Source organism: Streptomyces corynorhini, assembly GCF_003346515.1.
Lineage (GTDB): Bacteria > Actinomycetota > Actinomycetes > Streptomycetales > Streptomycetaceae > Streptomyces > Streptomyces corynorhini.
In genome coordinates this window covers 15,165-32,398 of the sequence record NZ_QQNA01000035.1, presented here as the reverse complement: position 1 = coordinate 32,398, position 17,234 = coordinate 15,165, and the positions used below count along the sequence as shown (strand labels likewise).

13 protein-coding genes, 1 tRNA gene and 3 pseudogenes are annotated in these 17,234 nt (G+C 69.6%); 6 read left to right on the top strand and 11 right to left on the bottom strand.

The features are described from left to right. Nucleotides 1-163: 163 nt before the first annotated feature. Nucleotides 164-796 (top strand): annotated as a pseudogene (locus DVH02_RS37090) (LysR family transcriptional regulator); the annotation flags it as partial. 264 nt (nt 797-1,060) lie between these two features. On the opposite strand, the gene DVH02_RS06290 reads toward DVH02_RS37090, so the two are convergent. From DVH02_RS06290 to DVH02_RS06280, 3 genes are all read right to left on the bottom strand, one after another. Next, nucleotides 1,061-1,690 (bottom strand): DUF4383 domain-containing protein, encoded by a 630-nt coding sequence (locus DVH02_RS06290; RefSeq protein ID WP_114622688.1) that lies wholly within the window; start codon nt 1,688-1,690, stop codon nt 1,061-1,063. A 203-nt stretch (nt 1,691-1,893) separates the two neighbouring features. Further along, nucleotides 1,894-3,249 (bottom strand): hypothetical protein, encoded by a 1,356-nt coding sequence (locus DVH02_RS06285; RefSeq protein WP_114622687.1) that lies wholly within the window; start codon nt 3,247-3,249, stop codon nt 1,894-1,896. 113 nt (nt 3,250-3,362) lie between these two features. Next, a complete protein-coding gene (locus DVH02_RS06280) occupies nt 3,363-4,181 on the bottom strand; it encodes a DUF4097 family beta strand repeat-containing protein (protein WP_233518064.1) in 819 nt (272 codons plus the stop codon). A 229-nt stretch (nt 4,182-4,410) separates the two neighbouring features. Here DVH02_RS06280 and DVH02_RS06275 point away from each other — a divergent pair. Continuing rightward, nucleotides 4,411-4,485: transfer RNA gene (locus DVH02_RS06275), tRNA-Val, on the top strand. A 68-nt stretch (nt 4,486-4,553) separates the two neighbouring features. On the opposite strand, the pseudogene DVH02_RS37245 reads toward DVH02_RS06275, so the two are convergent. Together DVH02_RS37245 and DVH02_RS06270 are read right to left on the bottom strand one after the other, a co-directional pair. Then, nucleotides 4,554-4,649 (bottom strand): annotated as a pseudogene (locus DVH02_RS37245) (tyrosine-type recombinase/integrase); the annotation flags it as partial. A gap of 173 nt (nt 4,650-4,822) precedes the next feature. Then, a pseudogene (locus DVH02_RS06270) lies at nt 4,823-5,594 on the bottom strand (GntR family transcriptional regulator). Between the two features lie 26 nt (nt 5,595-5,620). Here DVH02_RS06270 and DVH02_RS06265 point away from each other — a divergent pair. From DVH02_RS06265 to DVH02_RS06255, 3 genes are all read left to right on the top strand, one after another. After that, nucleotides 5,621-6,280, top strand: coding sequence for a hypothetical protein (locus tag DVH02_RS06265; RefSeq protein ID WP_114622686.1), 660 nt, complete (start codon nt 5,621-5,623; stop codon nt 6,278-6,280). 446 nt (nt 6,281-6,726) lie between these two features. Continuing rightward, the gene (locus tag DVH02_RS06260; RefSeq protein ID WP_114622685.1) at nt 6,727-7,896 is read left to right on the top strand and encodes a DUF262 domain-containing protein; all 1,170 of its coding nucleotides are present in this window, start codon (nt 6,727-6,729) and stop codon (nt 7,894-7,896) included. 134 nt (nt 7,897-8,030) lie between these two features. Further along, nucleotides 8,031-8,495, top strand: coding sequence for a hypothetical protein (locus DVH02_RS06255; protein WP_233518063.1), 465 nt, complete (start codon nt 8,031-8,033; stop codon nt 8,493-8,495). Nucleotides 8,496-9,101: 606 nt separating this feature from the next. Here the strand turns inward: DVH02_RS06255 and DVH02_RS06250 are convergent. Then, a complete protein-coding gene (locus DVH02_RS06250; protein ID WP_114622684.1) occupies nt 9,102-9,416 on the bottom strand; it encodes a hypothetical protein in 315 nt (104 codons plus the stop codon). A 530-nt stretch (nt 9,417-9,946) separates the two neighbouring features. Here DVH02_RS06250 and DVH02_RS06245 point away from each other — a divergent pair. After that, nucleotides 9,947-10,312 (top strand): hypothetical protein, encoded by a 366-nt coding sequence (locus DVH02_RS06245; RefSeq protein WP_147286013.1) that lies wholly within the window; start codon nt 9,947-9,949, stop codon nt 10,310-10,312. Between the two features lie 45 nt (nt 10,313-10,357). Here the strand turns inward: DVH02_RS06245 and DVH02_RS06240 are convergent, their stop codons facing one another. From DVH02_RS06240 to DVH02_RS06220, 5 genes are all read right to left on the bottom strand, one after another. Beyond that, nucleotides 10,358-10,753, bottom strand: a complete 396-nt coding sequence (locus tag DVH02_RS06240; protein ID WP_114622682.1) for a hypothetical protein — start codon at nt 10,751-10,753, stop codon at nt 10,358-10,360. Nucleotides 10,754-10,787: 34 nt separating this feature from the next. Beyond that, nucleotides 10,788-12,500: a hypothetical protein gene (locus tag DVH02_RS06235; protein ID WP_114622681.1), complete on the bottom strand. Its 1,713-nt coding sequence runs from the start codon at nt 12,498-12,500 to the stop codon at nt 10,788-10,790. Between the two features lie 324 nt (nt 12,501-12,824). Beyond that, nucleotides 12,825-15,128, bottom strand: coding sequence for a beta-xylosidase/alpha-l-arabinosidase (locus tag DVH02_RS06230; protein WP_233518069.1), 2,304 nt, complete (start codon nt 15,126-15,128; stop codon nt 12,825-12,827). Nucleotides 15,129-15,352: 224 nt separating this feature from the next. Continuing rightward, on the bottom strand, nt 15,353-16,132 hold the full coding sequence (locus DVH02_RS06225) for a carbohydrate ABC transporter permease (protein WP_114622734.1): 780 nt from the start codon (nt 16,130-16,132) through the stop codon (nt 15,353-15,355). A gap of 146 nt (nt 16,133-16,278) precedes the next feature. Further along, nucleotides 16,279-17,226 (bottom strand): carbohydrate ABC transporter permease, encoded by a 948-nt coding sequence (locus DVH02_RS06220; protein WP_114622733.1) that lies wholly within the window; start codon nt 17,224-17,226, stop codon nt 16,279-16,281. Nucleotides 17,227-17,234: the final 8 nt, after the last annotated feature.

Genomic DNA, 17,234 nt, shown 5'->3' with positions numbered 1-17,234 from the left:
CCGTCCGGTGGTGGGCCCGTCCAGCGGGTGGTCCGTCCGGTGGTGGGTCCGTCCGATGGTGGGCCCGTCCAGCGGGTGGGTCCGTCCATGGACGGGCCGCGGACGCGCGGACGCGGACGCGGGGGCGGGCGGCCGCGCGACGCGGTGAGGACGGGAACCGGACATGGCGCTGACCAATGTGGACCTGAATCTGCTGCCGGCCCTGGACGCGCTGCTGACCGAACGCCATGTGACCCGGGCCGCCGAGCGGCTCTCCCTCGGGCAGTCCGCGATGAGTTCGGCGCTCGGCCGACTGCGCAGACACTTCGGCGACCCGCTGCTCGTCCGCGCCGGACGGGAGTACACACTGTCGGCGCTGGCGGAGTCGCTCGTCGACCCCGTACGGGACCTGATGGCCGCCGCCGAGTCCGTCCTGGGCCGGCACGACACCTTCGAACCGGCCTCCGTCGAGCGGACGTTCACCATCATGACCAGCGACTACGTGACCATGGTGCTGCTGAAACCACTGCTCGCCGCCCTGGCCCCCGAAGCCCCCGGCATACGCGTCAAAGTGGTGTCGTTCGCCGAGGATTTCGAGGAGCGGCTCAGACGGGCCGCCATCGATCTCCTCATCTGCCCCATGGGGCTGTCCGACGCGCTCACGAAACTGCCGCGCGCCGTTCTGTTCGAGGACCGCTACGTCCTGGTCGGCGACCGGGACAACCCCGAGCTGACGGGCCCCGTCGATGTCGAGCGATTCCGCGCGATGCCGTACGCGGGCCATCCCTTCCTGCTCGACGCGCAGTTGGTCGCCCATGGAGTCCGGCGTACCACCGAACTCTGCACCGCCTCGAAGACCGAGACCGCGCGTAAGACGGAGGAGAGCGTCGCGTATCGGTCCGATCCTCCCGTACAGCCCCGCACGGAGGTCACTGACCGATTCCGGGCCACCGCGGACCGGGACGCCTTCCGCCCCGTCCGGATCAGTCGCCACCGAATCGGGATCCGTCTCGCACGCTCGGGTCAATGGCGGCGGGTGCGGCCGGGGCGGCGGGATGGCGGTGGACGTTGCGGTGGGCTTTCACCGTACGGCGGAGGGGCCATGGCGCCGCGTGGTGCGGGCGCGGTCCTCGCGGTCGGCCTCCTCGGGGTGGCGGGCGCGCCAGTACGGATTCTCGTGCGGGAGTCTGCCGCTGACCCGTCCGTACATTCCGAAGAACATCAGCAGCAGACCGACCACGAAGCTGAAGAGGACATTCTGGATATGGAAGGCGAGGAAGTTGTAGCCGGTATCCAGCAGGGCGAGATTGACGAATCCGCTGGCGATGAAGAGGACGCCGAAGACCAGATTCAGGGTCGAGGCGATATTGCCGCCGATCGCCATGCCGATGAGCAGCAGCAGACCGACACAGATGGACAGCACGCTGAGGGTGCCGTTCGCGTTGAGGCCGGCGACCCGCTGTCCGCCGGTGCCGAAGAAGCCGATCTTGTCGACCAGCCCGAGGATGCCGAAGGCGATCAGGACGAGCCCCATCAGGCCCGCGCCGATGCGGTAGACCTGGTTCAGGTGGTGGTCGAGCGGGAGCTGCGAGTCGATCATGACGCGGCGCCGCCGACGCCGGGTGCGCCGGGCCTGCTGCCGGTACTCGTGGCTGGGGTAGGGCGGCGGATCGTGCCGTACGACTGCGGGAGGTGTCGCTCGGGTGGCCATGGGGGGCGGGCCTCCTTGGGCGGGCGATGGGTGTCGCGTGTCGCGTGCGCTGCCTCAAGGATCCGCCCGGCCCGGCAGGGAGACAAGTCGACAAAATCGCGCCGAGGGCGGGCCCGGCGGCCCGCGGCCACCCCGCGCCCGGCGGGAACGGCTCCCGCGCCCGGCGGGAACGGCTCCCGGGCCCGCCCCACCGGCCGGGTCGCTCAGCCTCCCGTGCCCCGCTCCTCGCGGATGTCCGAGACGACCCGGGCGGCGGTGTTCCGTACCGCCTCCGTCTCGGTCAGGAACTGCCAGTAGTCGGGGTGCCGGCCCTCCAGCGCCGCGACCGCCCGGTCCAGCCTGGCCACGGAGTCGTCCAGCGGACGGGCGTGCCGCGGCTCGGGGGTGTGCCGCCCGGCCATGGCCAGGCGCTGGGCGTCCCTGAGCGCGAAGCGCGTACGGTCGATCTCCTGTTGCGGATCCTTCGCCACGGCGTTCAGCCGCCGCAGCCGGTCGCCGGCGGCCGACACCGCCTCGTCCGTATCGTTCAGCAGCGCGCGCGCCGTACTGAGCCGCGAGGTCGCGTCGGCCCAGCGCTGCTCCTCGCGCGCCTTGCCGGCCTGTTCGAGCTTCTCCTCGGCCTGCCGGACGCTGCTCGCCGCCTGCTCCGGGACCTGCTGGAGGTCCTGCCAGCAGGCGGCGGAGAAGCGGCGCCGCAGCTCGCTGAGGACCGGGTCGACCGAGCCGGCCCGCGTCGTCAGGGCCTGGGCACGGGTACGGAGCGAGACCAGCCGCCGGTCGATCTCCCTGGCCCGCTCGGGCAGCCGCGCCGCCTCCGCCCGTACCGCGTCGGCGGCGTGCAGGACCTGCTCGGCGCGGCGGATCGTCTCCGGCACGCCGTGCTGCCCCGCGCCCTGGTTGAGCTTGGTGAGTTCCGGGCCCAGCGCCGCGAGCCGGGCGGCGAGATCGTCCGCCCGCAGTCCGGCGCCGCGCACCTCGTCCAGCGCGTTGCTCGCGGCCAGCAGCCCCGCCCGCGCCCGCTCGACGGCGGGGGCGAGCCGTGCGAGCTGCGTCTCCGCCTTGTCGAGCAGCGGCCCGAGCCCCTGGGCGAACCGGTCGAGGTCGCTCTTGACCCGGTTCAGCGCGTCCTTGGCCGCCGTCAGCTCGTCGCGCGCCGTGGACGCGGCCGACGCCTCCAGGTCGTCGCGCTCCAGGTCGTGCGCGTCCACCGCCTCGATGTAGCCGTGGCTGGCCTCGTCGATCCGCTGCCCCAGCGCGGTGAAGTCACCGGCGGCCTTGCGGGCCGGGGGAGAACCGTCCACGGCCGTGATCGTCTCGATGGAGATCCGCAGGTCGCGCTGGGCCGTGTCCAGCTCGTAGAAGGCCGCCGCCGCCGCGTCCTTCGCGGCCTGGGCGTCGGCCCGCAGACTCTCGGCCCGGCCGCCGAACCAGCGCCGGGTCCCGCCGCCCGCGAAGGCGGCGGGCGCGGTGGCCACCAGCAGGGGCACCGGAAGCAGCATCAGCGTGAGGACATCCGTGAGAACACCACCCGCGGCGCGCGTCTTCGCTCTCGCTCTCATTCGTGCGTGCGGTCGCGCGTGGGCGTGTGTCGCCGTCACATCCCTCTCCCGTGCCGAGATCCGTCATCGCCTGGTTCATTGTCCCACCAGGTAGTGACGAACACACGGGCCGGTCAGTTCGCGGTTCGCACGGTGATCTTCCCGTTGCCGCTGCGGGCCTTCACCACATGGCCGCTGTTCCCGTCCTCCGGCACGTCCACGTGGATGGAGCCGTTGTCGCTGGACGTCGTCACGGCGTACGACACGTCCGGGCCGTCCGCGCCGTCCGCGCCGTCCGTGCTGTCCGCACCGTCCGCGCCGGTCGTGGGCAGCTCGATCGTGATCCCCCCGTTGTCGCTGCCTGCGTCCACCCGGTCGGGCACCTCGGTCAGCCCGAGCCGTACCGAACCGTTCTCCGTCCTCGCGGTCACGGCCTTCGAGGAGATTCCGCGCGCGGTGATGGCGCCGTTGTCGTTCTTGAGGTCGAGCGGCCCGCTGGAGTCCTCGACGTCCACCGAGCCGTTCTCCGACGTCACCTTGAGGGCGGTGTCGAACCCGGCCGCGGTCACCTTCCCGTTGTCCCCGCGCACCGTCACCGCGACCCCGCGCGGCACCTTCACCTCGTGGCGCGCGGAACAGTCGCTCACGACGCCTGAGCACTTCACCTTGAGGGTGAGCGTGTCACCGTCCATCTTCCACACGCCCTTCGGCCCGCTCCCGGCGAACACCCAGCCGTCGATCTGCCGCGCCACCTCGACGTCCTTCACATCGGCGGGGGCGAGCGCGATCTCCGTGTTGCCCGCCTCGACGGTCAGCGACTTCCCGGCGAGGTCGAACGACTTCTTCTCCACGGGAGCGCCCGACGGATCGCTCCCGCACCCGCTCGCCGTCATCGCGACGACGACCGCTCCCGCGGCGATGAGCGCGCGCGTGCGGTTCCGGCTTCCGGCCACGTTGGGTCCCCCTGATTGTTCGTGCGTGCTGTGCCCGTACGTGCTGCCCGTACGTGCTGCCCGTGCGTGTTGGCGCCTTCACCCTACGAACGAGAGCCCCGGATCCCGATCCGGCCGCCCACCCTGTCCGGGGTGGGGCTATCCCCCCTGCCCGCACAGCGCGCCGGACAGCGCCCGCCGCGGTGTGCGGCGGTGCTCCGCCCGCCATGTACGCTGTTCCCTCATCCACGGGTGCGTAGCTCAGGGGTAGAGCGCTGCTCTTACAAAGCAGATGTCGGCGGTTCGAAACCGTCCGCGCCCACCAGTGCAAAGGCCCCTAACCGATCATGGTTGGGGGCCTTTGACATCTCCTTCTGACATCCACGGGCGCGGTCACCCACGGTCGGGACGCTGCCGCTTACGTATCCGGTCCAGGTGGCTCACGGCCTCGCGCTGCGTGTCCTGGACGACATGGGCGTAGATGTTCATCGCCCTCATCGATGTACACGACGCCGACCTTCATCAGCGCCTCACCGGTCCTCGGATCAACCTCGACCCGGATGCCCGTTCGTCTATACGAGTATGCGGGTTGGTGTGTTCGAGTTCTGAGAAGTGCGTTCCCCCCCCGGAGGGTTCGTCAGCATCTCGTGCCCTTCCGGCCGTTACGTTGCGGGCAGCTGGTAACTCAGCACGTAGGTGTCGGCGGCCATGACGTTGTCGCAACCTCCACGGCGCGGCTTTGGTGTCGAACGCGGTACGGATCAGGTGGATGACCGGTACGCCGGAGGCGAGTTGAAGTGTCTTGACCTCCTGCGGCGAGGGCATGCCTGCCCGGATCTCCTCCTCGATGTGGTCGAGGTGGTGACCGAGTTCTTCGAGCCGGGCGTAGATACCACCGGGACCGGGACCGGGGTTGGGCTGGGCGGTCGGGGTATCGCGGGCCAGGTCGAGTGGCAGGTACGACACGGCGAATTCGACCGGCCGCCCGTCCAGCAGATACCGGCGGCGCCGGGCCGGTACCCGCCGCGGAGCACCCAGCCGGGCGGACACATCAGCCGTGGGCCGCTCCTCCTTGACCTCCAGGTTGTCAACCTCCGGGCGGCTGCCGGCCGCGTCGGCCTCCACGATGAACGCGGACTTCCCCTGCTCCCGGTGGCGCCGGGCGAACCGGTCCGAAGCCAGACGGCGAACGGGCGGGCGCGGCCGGACGAAGACGCCCCTGCCGTGTTCGGACGAGACGAGCCCTTCGCTCTGGAGCATCGAGAGCGCGTTGCGCACGGTCATACGGGAGACGCCGAAGTGCTCGACCAGCTCCGATTCCGAAGGCAGCTTCGCCCCTTCGGGGAAACTCCCCTGGTCGATCGCTTCGCGGAGCCGGTCGGCGATCTGTCGGAACACCGCACGGTCGCTGGTCGGGTCCAGCGAGCCGAGCACGCCGGAAGGGAGAACTCTTCCACGTCGTGCTTGCCCTCTCCGAGCGCGTGGTGTCCATCTCCGTCACCGACGCCGGCGGCAGCGACACGACCCCGAAGGTGACGTACGCCGACGCGGATGTCACCCAGCAACTCGGCCAGCGGTACGCGCAGCCGGGCCACCACTGGCTCACCGACGAAGCCGAACACGAACGAGCCCGCACCACCCTGGCCACGGCCAGACCTACGTACTCACCCTCTCAGACGACACCACCCGCTATGTGCTCTCCGCCCGCCCGGCGGGAGGCACCCGATGTCAAACCTGCGAGCCTGTTCACCGGCGGTTTCCGATGCGAATGCTGGACCCACGACTCGGCAACGGGCCAGGGCCGAAAGCTACTCGGCTCCCTTGACGTCAAGACCGCGCATCAAACCGCCCGCTGGATCCGAATCGCCACCCGCACGATCGCCTCAGCCTTGGACGACGACGCCTTCACCGAGACATGGGCCTGGTTGTCCGACGGCCACCAAGACGTCCTCCAAGCGCTCACCAAGGGCGAGCCCTGCACCCTCACCGTCCACGACAACCGCACCACCATCCAATGGACCGCCCACCCGGTCCGCTTCCTCAAGCTGTCGACCCGCCAAGGCATCAACCTCCCAGCCTGCATGGAGAAGTACGCCCAGCCCCAAGAACAGCGTGAGTAACAACTTTCTCTACAGTTTCAAGGCGGCTCGCTCCGCTCACAGCGCGCGGCCCGACCTCCGGCCGGGCCTGCGTTCCTGCCTCCGCCCCGCTCCAGCCGAGCCGGCGCCCGTGCCGCGCGCACAGCGATCAGCCGCCTGATGCCAGAGAAAGAGGTGCGTCGTGGCTGAGGCCGTTCGACTCCACGGCTTTAGCCACCTCCCCGGTCCGGGTTCCGCATCGGGCAAGAGCAGGGGCCACTCGTGCACATTGAGGAGAGCTCAAAGCCTGCCCGAGTTCCCAACCAGCGTACGGTCCCCTGATCATGCTCGACCCCAGGTCGGGCAGGCCACCGGCCAAACCCGCTCCACCGATCTAGCTATCTGGCTCCGCACCTTAGCCAACAGCGCCCCGGGCAACCGAGACGCAGTCCATACTGTTGCAGTAGGGCGATAGGGGAGGGGGCCGCATGTCGAAGCAGCTGACGTTCAAGGAGGACCAGGTGGGATTGCAGGAAGAAATCGTGGAGCGTTCTCGTGAGATCCATACCGATCGGTACAGCATGGCTATCAATGAAGCGCTATCCATGTACGATAATTCAGATCTTGAAATTCACCCGGAATTCCAGAGGATCTTCCGGTGGGGAATTCGACAGCAGTCCCGTCTGATCGAGAGCGTCTTCCTTGGTATTCCTATCCCGCCCATTTTTGTTGCTGCTCGTAAAGATGGCGTTTGGGATGTTGTGGATGGAGTTCAGCGACTGTCCACTCTGTTCCGATTCATGGGTGCGCTGCGAAGGGATGATGGTGTGCTGGATGCTCCCGACCCTCTTACGGCCGGAGACTATCTGAAAAGCCTTGAGGGGGTGGTATGGGGTGAGGCAGTGACTCCATGCGAGGCTGAAGGTTTCACCGTTCTCTCGGAAGCCCAACGGCGCTTCTTCAAGCGTGCTCGGCTCGATTTCCAGATCGTCGAGCATACAAGCGATGAACAAGCTAAGTTCGACCTGTTTCAGCGGCTAAATAGCGGTGCCCATCTTTCCGAGCAAGAGGCTCGAAACTGCCTTGCTGTAATGCTGGATCCCATTTTCTATAGATGGCTCCAGTCGCTGGCCTCAACCCCTGCGTTCGAGCAGACCGTCAGTATTACTGAACGACAGGAAGAGGAGGCTTATGGAGTTGAACTTGCCCTGCGCTATCTCTCCGTTGTTACCGCTCATCGGTCTGACCTCTCTGGTCTTTCTGACGTTGGCGAGTTTCTAACTTCTCGAATGCGTCACTTCATCGAATCTGATGATTTCGATCAAGATTTCGAATATGCACGCTTCATGGATATCTTTTCCTGGCTGAATGAAGCACTCGGGGAGTCATCTTTTAAGCGTTATGATGTTGCGAAGTCCAAGCATAGTGGAAGATTCACGGTTTCCGCCTTCGAGGCGGTAACGACTGGGTTGGGCCTAAATTATGAACAGTGGAAACAGCTGGAAGATGGAGTTCGACCGCGGCTCCTACGCCAGAGGGCGCAGAACGTCTGGAAAGATGAGACATTCCGTAGCCGGGCAGGCGCAGGGAAGTCGGCAGAGCTGCGCATCCCTCACATGTTTGAGGTTGGGCAAAGAGTATTCTCTCTGGGGGAGTAAGTGCGGACACTCGTGAACTCCAGGATTCACTAAGGGTTGTCCTGTAAGCGATCTTCGACCGTTGCGGTCAGAGCCCCGCACGCGGTCGACCGAGCCTGATGGCAGGATGATCGCTCCGACGATCCTGAGGGGCCATGCCCGTGCACACCCCTGCCGACTACCTCGAACTGGCGCATGCTGAGAACGACACCGCCGTCCTGCATCGACTCTCGCGTTGTTCATACCCCTTCGTCTGGCAGGCGCTGGCCGCCAATCCCTCCACGGCGCCCGGCACGCTGCTGGTACTGAGCACGGCCCATGACAGTACGTGGAACGACAACAGGCTCCTCCACCTGCTGGCGGAGCATCCGAGTGCCGACCACGCAGTGCTGCGAGCCGTCCGTGACGCCGTGGCGGCGAAGCTCGCCGAAGGCGAACGACCCTATGCCGCTGTGCTGGCACTGGCAGGACGGACAGAACTTGCGACGGCGGACGTGAGACAACTCGGGACTCTGCGTGGGGCTTCTGCGCGTCTGCGCAGCCAGCTGGACCGGCATCTCGGGCTCCGTATTGATCCGCGCACATCCCGGCCGGCCTCAGAGGGAACGATCTTGATGTGACTGCAGTGATCAACGGCGTGGCCGAGCAACTGAAGGGGCAGCCCCCACCCGAGTTGCTTCGGGACGAAGAGGCTGCGGGTCGATGCCGATCGTTCCTGAGGGGTGCCACAGCCGAACCGCGGGATTCTCCGGGTGTGGTTCCTGATGGGGCAGCCCCTCTGCCAGGGCTCATGCCTGACTCGTTCTGCGGCAGGGCTGAGGTTCTGGGCTCGGTCAGCATCGCCCCTTCGGGCCGATACCGGCAGTGCCGCGACGGGAGCGTTTGGCGCTTCGCGCCGCGCGAAGCAGGTTGGGAACTCCGCGGGGCCCGCCCCCGCCTAAGCGGAATTCGAGTGTCGGCCAGAGGCTGCGGTACCAACCTCAGCAACCGGGCGTGGCCCGCTACGCCCTCTGAGGCCATCAGGCGCCTGTACGAATGTCGTTGACAGTTCCCCGTGGAGCTACGGATAAGGTCTTCCCCGTGCCGCAACCGCGCCAGAGAGATCGGGAACTCACGGCAAACCGCTGCTGCCGACGGGGACCGCGGCGGACAGACTCAAAAGTCGGCTTACCGTAGGTCAGACCCTAAGCCACCACACCTCGCTCCGAGATGGCTGTCAGGTCTGCTCACCGAGTCCACACACGTTGGAACTCCTCGGCCGAGATGGTCTCCACCGGGTCATCTTCAGGGTAGAGCGCCTGGTCTGTCAGGAAGCCGCGCGCGTCCTCCAAGTGCTCCCAGTCGTAGCGGTGGAGCTGGCCGGCCGGAGTCAGCTCGGCTTGCTTGATGACGGTCAACTCGCCTTGGTCGGCGACTGCCTCGAAGTACCACAGGCCGCCGTCTTCGTCAGCATGGTGGAAGTGGTGCCGCACGGTGGCGCTCTCATCGAGTGCTCGGAAGTAGGCCACGCGCTCCGCTCGGATGCGCTCCAGGTCAGTCACGGGGCCATCGTGCCAGCGGGCGTCCGCGATCGCACCGTGCCGACATCCATGTGTGACATCAACGGTGTCGGACGCCAGCACTTCTCGACGGTCCGGCAAGAACGGCACAGCCGGACGACCGACCGCCAGTGCCGAGGGGTGACCGAACTTGCAAAACAGATGTCGGCGGTTCGGAACCGTCCGCGCCCACGGGGACAACCAGGGTTTCGACCTGGTTCGGAACCCGCGCAGGGAATCCGCGGAAAGCCCCGGACCCGTCGTCCGGGGCCTTCCGCGTGAGCGGTGCGTCAGAGCTCGCCCCGGCCGACTGCCGCGCGGACACCCGCCGGAGGGGTGCCGATCCCGGTCCGTCGGCAGTCTCCCCCGGGGTGGACCGGCCCGGACGTGGCGGGCGCAACCATGGTCCGTGGGTGTGCGTCCTTCCGGGGGCGTGGGGTGGGCCGGAGAGGGAGCGTATGCGACGGGTTCTGGTGTTGGGCGGCATGCTGGCAGTGGCGCTGACATCGGCGGGATGCGGTGCGTCGTCGGTTGTGGCCGAGAGGGACTCGGGTACGGGCAGGGAGGCGGCATCGGTGCCGTGCGAGGAGGCCCTGGACTTCGCCGGCCTGCGTGGGCTTCCGGCCGGGGCGAGCGAGGCCGAGTGCGTGGTGGCGGGGGCGCTGGACACGTACTACGACATCCGCATTCGTGTCCCGCGGGCCGACTTCGACACCTGGCTGGCCTCGGCCTACCCCGGGACGGAGTTGACGGCGCGGTGCGTCGACGAGGAGGCCGACGCCTGCGCCGGTATCACGCTGGATCCGCCCGCCGAGGGCGGCGCGGTGGCGATCGACGTGAGCGTGGAGGACGGGGAGGGGGACACCGCCCTCGTGCGCCTGCGGCCCTTCAACACCTGAGCCCGGGGATCCCGCCGTCCGACAGGGGCCCCGGGTCCGGGGCGGTCAGCCGCCCGCGATCGCCCGCACGCTCTCCTGGGCCTCGGCCACCAGCCCCAGCAGCCCCGTCGCGCTGCCCAGTAGGGTGCGCAGGCGCTCCAGGCGGCCGACGATGCGGCCCGGGTCCACGTCGTCCGAGGACAGCTCGTCCCTGATCGCGTCCGTCTCGTCGCGCGCCTGTCGCCTTTGACCGGGCGGCAGTTCGGCGTCCGCGAGGAGGCGCCTCAGCTCGCCGACGGCGTCCAGGGCCGCGCGTACGGCGTCGGCGGCTTCGGCGCCCGTCGCGCCGGCCGTGTGGTGCGCGGTCGCCGAGGCGTTCCGGCCCGCCGCCAGGGCGCTCCCGCTCACCCGCGCGTTGCCGCTCAGTACGATTCCCTCGTTCACCTGCGGGCCCTCGCCCATGGAAAGATCCCCTCGTCGCGTCGTCGTCCCCGGGTCAGTCCGTGCCCTTACCCGCGTCGCTCCCGGCCGGACCCGGGCCCCGGCCCGTCGTCGTCGCCGAAGCCGTCGCCCCCGCTCCGGCCGCGATACTGCCCGTCACGGAACCGCCGTACATCATCACGCCGTTGTTCAGGATCGTCGTCCTGCGCGCGTCGAGGTCGCTGATGTCGAGGCCGTGCTCGGCGAGGAAGTTCAGCACCGCGCCGAGCACCCGCAACTCGACCTGTTTGCCGGTCCTGGTCACATCCACGAACTGGAAGAAGTTCCGGTAGTTCGGGGAGGCGGCCTCCTCCCGCAGGCTCGCCCGCGCCCCGAAGTCGTAGCGCTTGTCGCGCTCGATGGCCCAGCGCTGCTCCTCCTCCCACCGCTCCAGCCGGCCCGCCGCCCCCAGTTCGGACAGCACGTTGGGGACCGAGGCCAGCAGCACACCGCCCGTCGCGAGGACCGACTCGGCGGCCCGCCGGGTCGCCTCCTCCTCGCTCTCGGCCGCCTGCAGCGAGTCGGCCACCCGGAACTCCTCCTGGACCGGGGCCAGTACCCTGCTGTCGGACTGGAGATAGAGCGTGCCCGCGTCGACCGAGACCTGTACGAACACGGTGAGGATCAGGTCGGTGTCCCAGCTGCGGATCTGGACGCTCAGGCAGTGTCGTACGGGGCCGTCGACCAGCCCGCGCGCGGCCGTGATCCGCTCCTCGGGCAGCCGGTCCGCGGGGCGCTTCCTGCCCGGCGATCCGCTGCCCGGCCACAGCTCCGACCGGGGGATCCGTGAGGTGTCGAACAGCGCGGTGCCGTGGACGAAGACCTTCTCCGCGACCTTCAGTCCCGCGATGCCGTCCGCCGACACCGGGGACCGCGAACCCAGTTCCGTGAGGTCCGCGCGGAGCCGCTCCACCAGCTCCGACGAGCCGAACGGCACCGCCGGGGGCTGTTCGCCGCTGCCCGGCTTCCAGTCCCGCGGCACCAGCCGGTTCGCGAAGGACCAGGACGTGAAGGGAGCGCCCGCCCCCACGAACGGCGAGTAGCCGCTGTAGACGATCAGGTTGGCGTCGTCGCCCGACCCCTTCGTGGCCCGCTGGACCCCCGGGCGCAGCTGTTCCCGTACGGCGGTCCAGGCGGCGTCGCGCTGCTTCCAGACGCAGTACCAGGGGCAGCAGATCAGCAGCGCCGCGGCCACCACGTACCTCAGCACACCCGGCGGCGACCACAGGAACATCCGCCCCAGCCAGCAGGCCAGGATCAGCACCATGACGTGGGTGACCAGGGGGCGTGCGAGGGCCACGAAACGGGAGTCCCGCGGCTTGGCCACCGGGGCGGGACCCGCCCGCTCGCCGCGCCGCCGCCCGGCCGCCGTCCGCCGGAGGCCGGCGGCCGGGATACCCGCGGTGCCCGCGCTCGTGGCCATCCCCGAACCGGCGCTGAGCGCCGCGGAGAAGAGGGTGTACATGACGGTCGCCACCGGTGCCACGAGCAGCGAGAGCACGAACGCCGCGCTCACCCAGCGGTCCCGTACGCGCAGATCGCGCAGCGACGCCTCGGCGTGCGCGCGTACCTCGTCGAGGTCTACGCCGTACGAAGGGGCGCGGGACCTGATCCGTTCGTACCGGGCCTGGTCCACCGCCCTGCGCGCGAAGTCCTCGTAGAGGCGTACGCCGGTGCACAGATAGCGGGTGGCGGAGTTCTGATACGCGAGCGCCTGCCGGGGATTCACCACGAAGGATGTCCGAGTGCCATCCGCAGCGTCATCCGCAGGGTCGTCCGGAGGGCGGTCCGCAGGGTCGTCCTCCGGGTACGGCTCGCCCTGCCGGTCCGCCGCGTCCGCCGCGTCCGCCGCACTCTCCGGATCCCGCGCGCCCTCGCCTCTGTCCGTCGGCGGTCCACTCATGATGCCCCCCCCGCGTCCCCGCGTCCCGTGTTGCCGTGCCCCGCGCCCCTGATACCCCTGGGTTGTGCCCTTGTACGGTGCCCGGAAAACGACGCCGCCCCCACGCACAGACGTACGTACGTGGGGGCGAGGGGGCGTGCGGGGTGGTGCTCAGCGCAGGTGCGCATCCCGGTCCCGCGCGGCGGTGAACCGCGCGTGCAGCCTCCTCGTGTGGTCGACCTGCCGTACGGGACCGGTCAGGGTGACGGCGGCGGTGAGCCGTACGTCCTCACTGGAGGCCGCCAACCGCAGCTCCAGCGCGCCCGGTTCGACCACACGGTGCCCCGCCCGGCCGGTGAAGGAGGCGAGGTCGGCCGGGACGCTCACCGCGACCCGCGCCCGCTCGTCCGGGGCCAGCGGCAGCCGCGCGTAGCCGATCAGGCGCTGGACCGGCTGCACGACCGAGGCGACGGGGTCGTGCAGATAGAGCTGCACCACCTCGGTGCCCGCCCGATCACCCGTGTTGCGCACGGTGAAGGACAGCTCCACCGTGCCGTCCGTGGCCGCGCTCGCGTCCGCCGTCAGCTCCGACCAGGTGAACGAGGTGTACGACAGCCCGTGCCCGAAGGCGAATTCGGGGGTCGGGTCGATGTTGGAGACGTCGCTCGCCCGCGCCAGCGGCGCGGCCAGATACGTGGACGGCTGGGTGCCCGCCAGCCGGGGGACGCTCACCGGGAGCCGCCCCGAGGGTTCGACCCGGCCGCTGAGCACCCGTGCCAGCGCCGGGGTGCCCTCCTGGCCGGGGAAGAAGGACTGCACGACGGCCGCCGCCCGGGTCGCGGCCGGGCCCAGCGCGTAGGGCCGTCCGGCCAGCAGGGTCACCACCAGCGGTGTGCCGCTCCCGCTCACCGCGTCGAGCAGTGTGTCCAGCAACTGCCGCTGACTGCCCGGCAGTTCCATGCTCGGCGCGTCGCAGCCCTCGCCGCTGGTGCCGCGCCCGAAGAGGCCGGCCCTGTCGCCCAGGGCGACGATCACGACATCCGCGTCCCGGGCCACCCGTACGGCCTCGGCGAAGCCGTCCGTGGCGCCGCTGTCGACGTCCGTACCGGCCACCGAGACCACCTCGGCGCCCGGGAACTCCGCCGCCAACGCCTCGTACAGCGTGGGAAGTTCGACGCCCACCGGGACGGTGGGGTGCTGGGCGCCGACATGGACGGGGAAGGAGTAGCAGCCGAGCACCGCCGTCGGGGTGGCCGCCTGCGGGCCGATCACCGCGATCCGCGCCGGGCCGCCCGCCAGCGGCAGCGTGCCGTCGTTGCGGAGCAGGATCACCGAGCGCTCGGCGAGCCGCCGGGAGATGTCCCGGTGCGCGGGGGAGTCCAGCGAGACGGAGCCGCGCAGCGCGTTCGTGTCGCCGACTTCCCTTCCGGTGAGGGAGGTTGGGCGCGGTGTCCACTCCGGGTCGAGCAGCCCGAGTCCGGCCTTCTGGGTCAGGACGCGGCGCAGCGCCCGGTCGATGGTCCCGATCGGCAGCCGCCCCGCCGCCACCGCCTCGCGCAGCGGCTCCCCGAACGTCTTGACGGTCGGCAGCTCCACGTCCACGCCCGCGCCGAGCGCCGCGACCGCCGCCTCGGCCCAGTCGCCCGCCACCCCGTGCAGGGTCTTCAGGAAACCGACCCCGAAGTAGTCGGCCACCACGGTGCCCTCGAAGCCCCAGACCTCCCGCAGCAGCCCGGTCAGCAACTCCTCGTTGGCCGCGCACGGGACACCGTCGATGTCGTTGTACGCGTGCATCACCGACCGTACGCCGCTCTCCCGCACCGCCATCTCGAACGGCGGCAGGATGACATCGGCCAGCTCCCTGACGCCCATGCTCACGGGCGCGAGATTGCGTGCCCCGCGCGAGGCCGAGTATCCGGCGAAGTGTTTGAGCGTCGCGACGATCCCGGCGGACTCCAGGCCCTGGACGTACGCCGTGGCGACGGTCCCCACCAGGTAGGGGTCCTCGCCGATGGTCTCCTCGACCCGTCCCCAACGCGCGTCGCGGACCACGTCGAGCACGGGCGCCAGCCCCTGGTGCAGCCCCACCGACCGCATGTCGCGACCGATCGCGCCCGCCATCTCCCGTACCAGCTCCGGGTCGAAGGAGGCGCCCCAGGAGAGCGGTACGGGGTACGTGGTGGCCCCCCACGCCGCGAACCCGGCGAGGCACTCGTCGTGGGCCATGGCCGGGATCCCGAAGCGGTTCGCGGCGACGACGCGTTCCTGCGTACGCATCAGGGACAGCGCCCCCAGGGCCGGATCGACCGGGACCGTGCCGAACGGCCGGGTCAGCTGCCCCAGGCCGTGGGGGAGCAGCTCGTCCAGGGTGGGCGGTGCCTCCATCTCGTGCTGGTGCGGGGCGACTTCGGCGCCGTCGGCGGAGGCGCCCGCCCACAGCCCGTACAGCTGGGCGAGCTTCTCCTCCGGCGTCATCGCGGCGATCAGCTCCTCGACGCGCCGGGCCCGCGCGGCGGCGGTGGAGTCCGCCGGGGCGTCGGTGGTGTTGGTGGCGTCGGTGGGACTCGTGGCATCGGTCGGACTCGTGGCGTCGGTGGTGCTGGTGGTGGTTTCGGTGGTGCCGGTGGTGGGACCGGTGGTGCCGGTGGTGGTGCCGGTGGTGGTGCCGGTGGTGTCGGCTCGGGTGCTCATGTGGGCGATCACTTTCCTCCGACCCCCATGAGCCCCTGGACCAGGGCACGGCGGGCGAACAGGTAGACGAGCAGGACGGGCACCGTGGACAGGACCACGGCGGCCAGCAGACCGGGGATGTCGATCCCGTGTTCGGTCTGGAAGTTGTAGAGCCCGAGGGTGAGCACCTTGGTCTCCTCGGACTGGGTGAGCACCAGCGGGAACAGGAAGCCGTTCCACGCCTGGAGCGCGGAGAACACCACGATGGTCGCCAGCCCGCCCCGGGAGAGCGGGACGACGAGCTGGAAGAAGACGCGGCGGGTGGTGGCGCCGTCGATGGCCATGGCCTCGAACAGTTCGCCGGTGATGTCGCGCATCGTTCCGGTGAGGATGAGCGCGCAGACGGGCAGACAGAACGCCGCCGTCGGCAGGATGACCCCGATGAGGTTGTCGTAGAGCCCGGCCTTGCTGATCACGTAGAACATCGGGACGATCACGGCCTGGGCCGGGATCGCCAGCCCGAGCAGGAAGAGCCGGAAGATCCGCACACTGCCCCGGCTGCGGCTCCGGATGATCGAGAAGGCCAGCGGCGGGACGAGCAGCAGCACGATCGCCACCACACTGCCGGTGACGATCAGGGTGTTGAGGAAGTAGCGGCCGAAGCCGTTGGTGAAGTCCTGCGTGTAGTTGGAGAGCGAGAAGGACCGGGGGAGCGAGAGCGGGCCGTTCGTGCTGTACTCCAGCCGACTCTGGACCGTCGCGCCGAGCATCACGTACAGCGGGAACGCGACCAGCCCCAGCCAGAGCAGGGCGCCGAACCCCGCGAGGTAGTTGGGCCGGCCTTTCGTGACGGACCGCCTTTTCGTGACGGGTCGGGTCTTCGTGACGGGCCGTCCCTTCGTGACGGATCGCGCCTTCGTGACGGGCCGCGTCTTCGTGACGGGGGTACGGGGCGTCACATGCCCTCCTTCGTGCCGGCCATCTTGTCGTAGCCGGAGATCCGCACCACGATCAGCGAGATCACCGTGGCCACCACGACCAGCAGCAGCGCGATGGCCGAGCCCTGGCCGAAGTCGAACTCCCGGAAGGCCTTCTGGTACATGTAGTAGGCGCTGATGCTGGTGTCCGTACCGGGTCCGCCCTGCGTCAGGATCAGCACGGTGTCGAAGGTGGTGAGCCCGCCGACCACCATGAGGATCACCGACGTGATGATCGAGTTGCGCAGCTGCGGCAGCGTGATGTGGAAGAACCGCCGTACGCGGCCCGCCCCGTCGATCGCCGCCGCCTGGTAGAGCACCTCGGGGACCGCCCGCGCCGCGCCCTGGTAGATCAGCGCGTGGAACGGGGTGAACTGCCAGGTCGCCACCAGGACGAGCACCGAGATCGCCCCGGTGCGCGAGCCCAGCAGATTGCCGTCCCCGAAGAGCCAGCGCGCCTGCGCCGGCACTCCGAAGTTGGGATCGAGCAGCGCCCGCCACAGGACGGAGATGGCCGTGGCGGACAGCAGCAGCGGGACGAAGAAGATCGCCGACAGCACAGCCCGGTTGCGCTGCCGGCCGGCCGCCCAGACCCCGAGCAGGATGGACAGCGGTGTCTGGGTGACCACGCCCAGGCCGGTGAGCAGCACACTCAGCCAGAGACTCTTGATCATCACCGGGTCGTGGAGCAGCCCGGTCCAGTTGTCGAGGCCCGCGAACCGGGGCGCCTCGAGACCGTTCCAGCTCGCGAAGGACAACACGGCGACCAGGACGAGCGGGACGATCGCGAACAGGGTGAAGAACAGCGCGGCGGGCAGGGCCCAGCCGATCCCCGGGCGGGCGACCGTATGGCCCGAGGGCCCCCGGTCGGCCCGGGGGCGTTGCCGCTGCCCTTCGCTTTTCACCGGAGTGGTGAGAGCAACCATGGCGGACG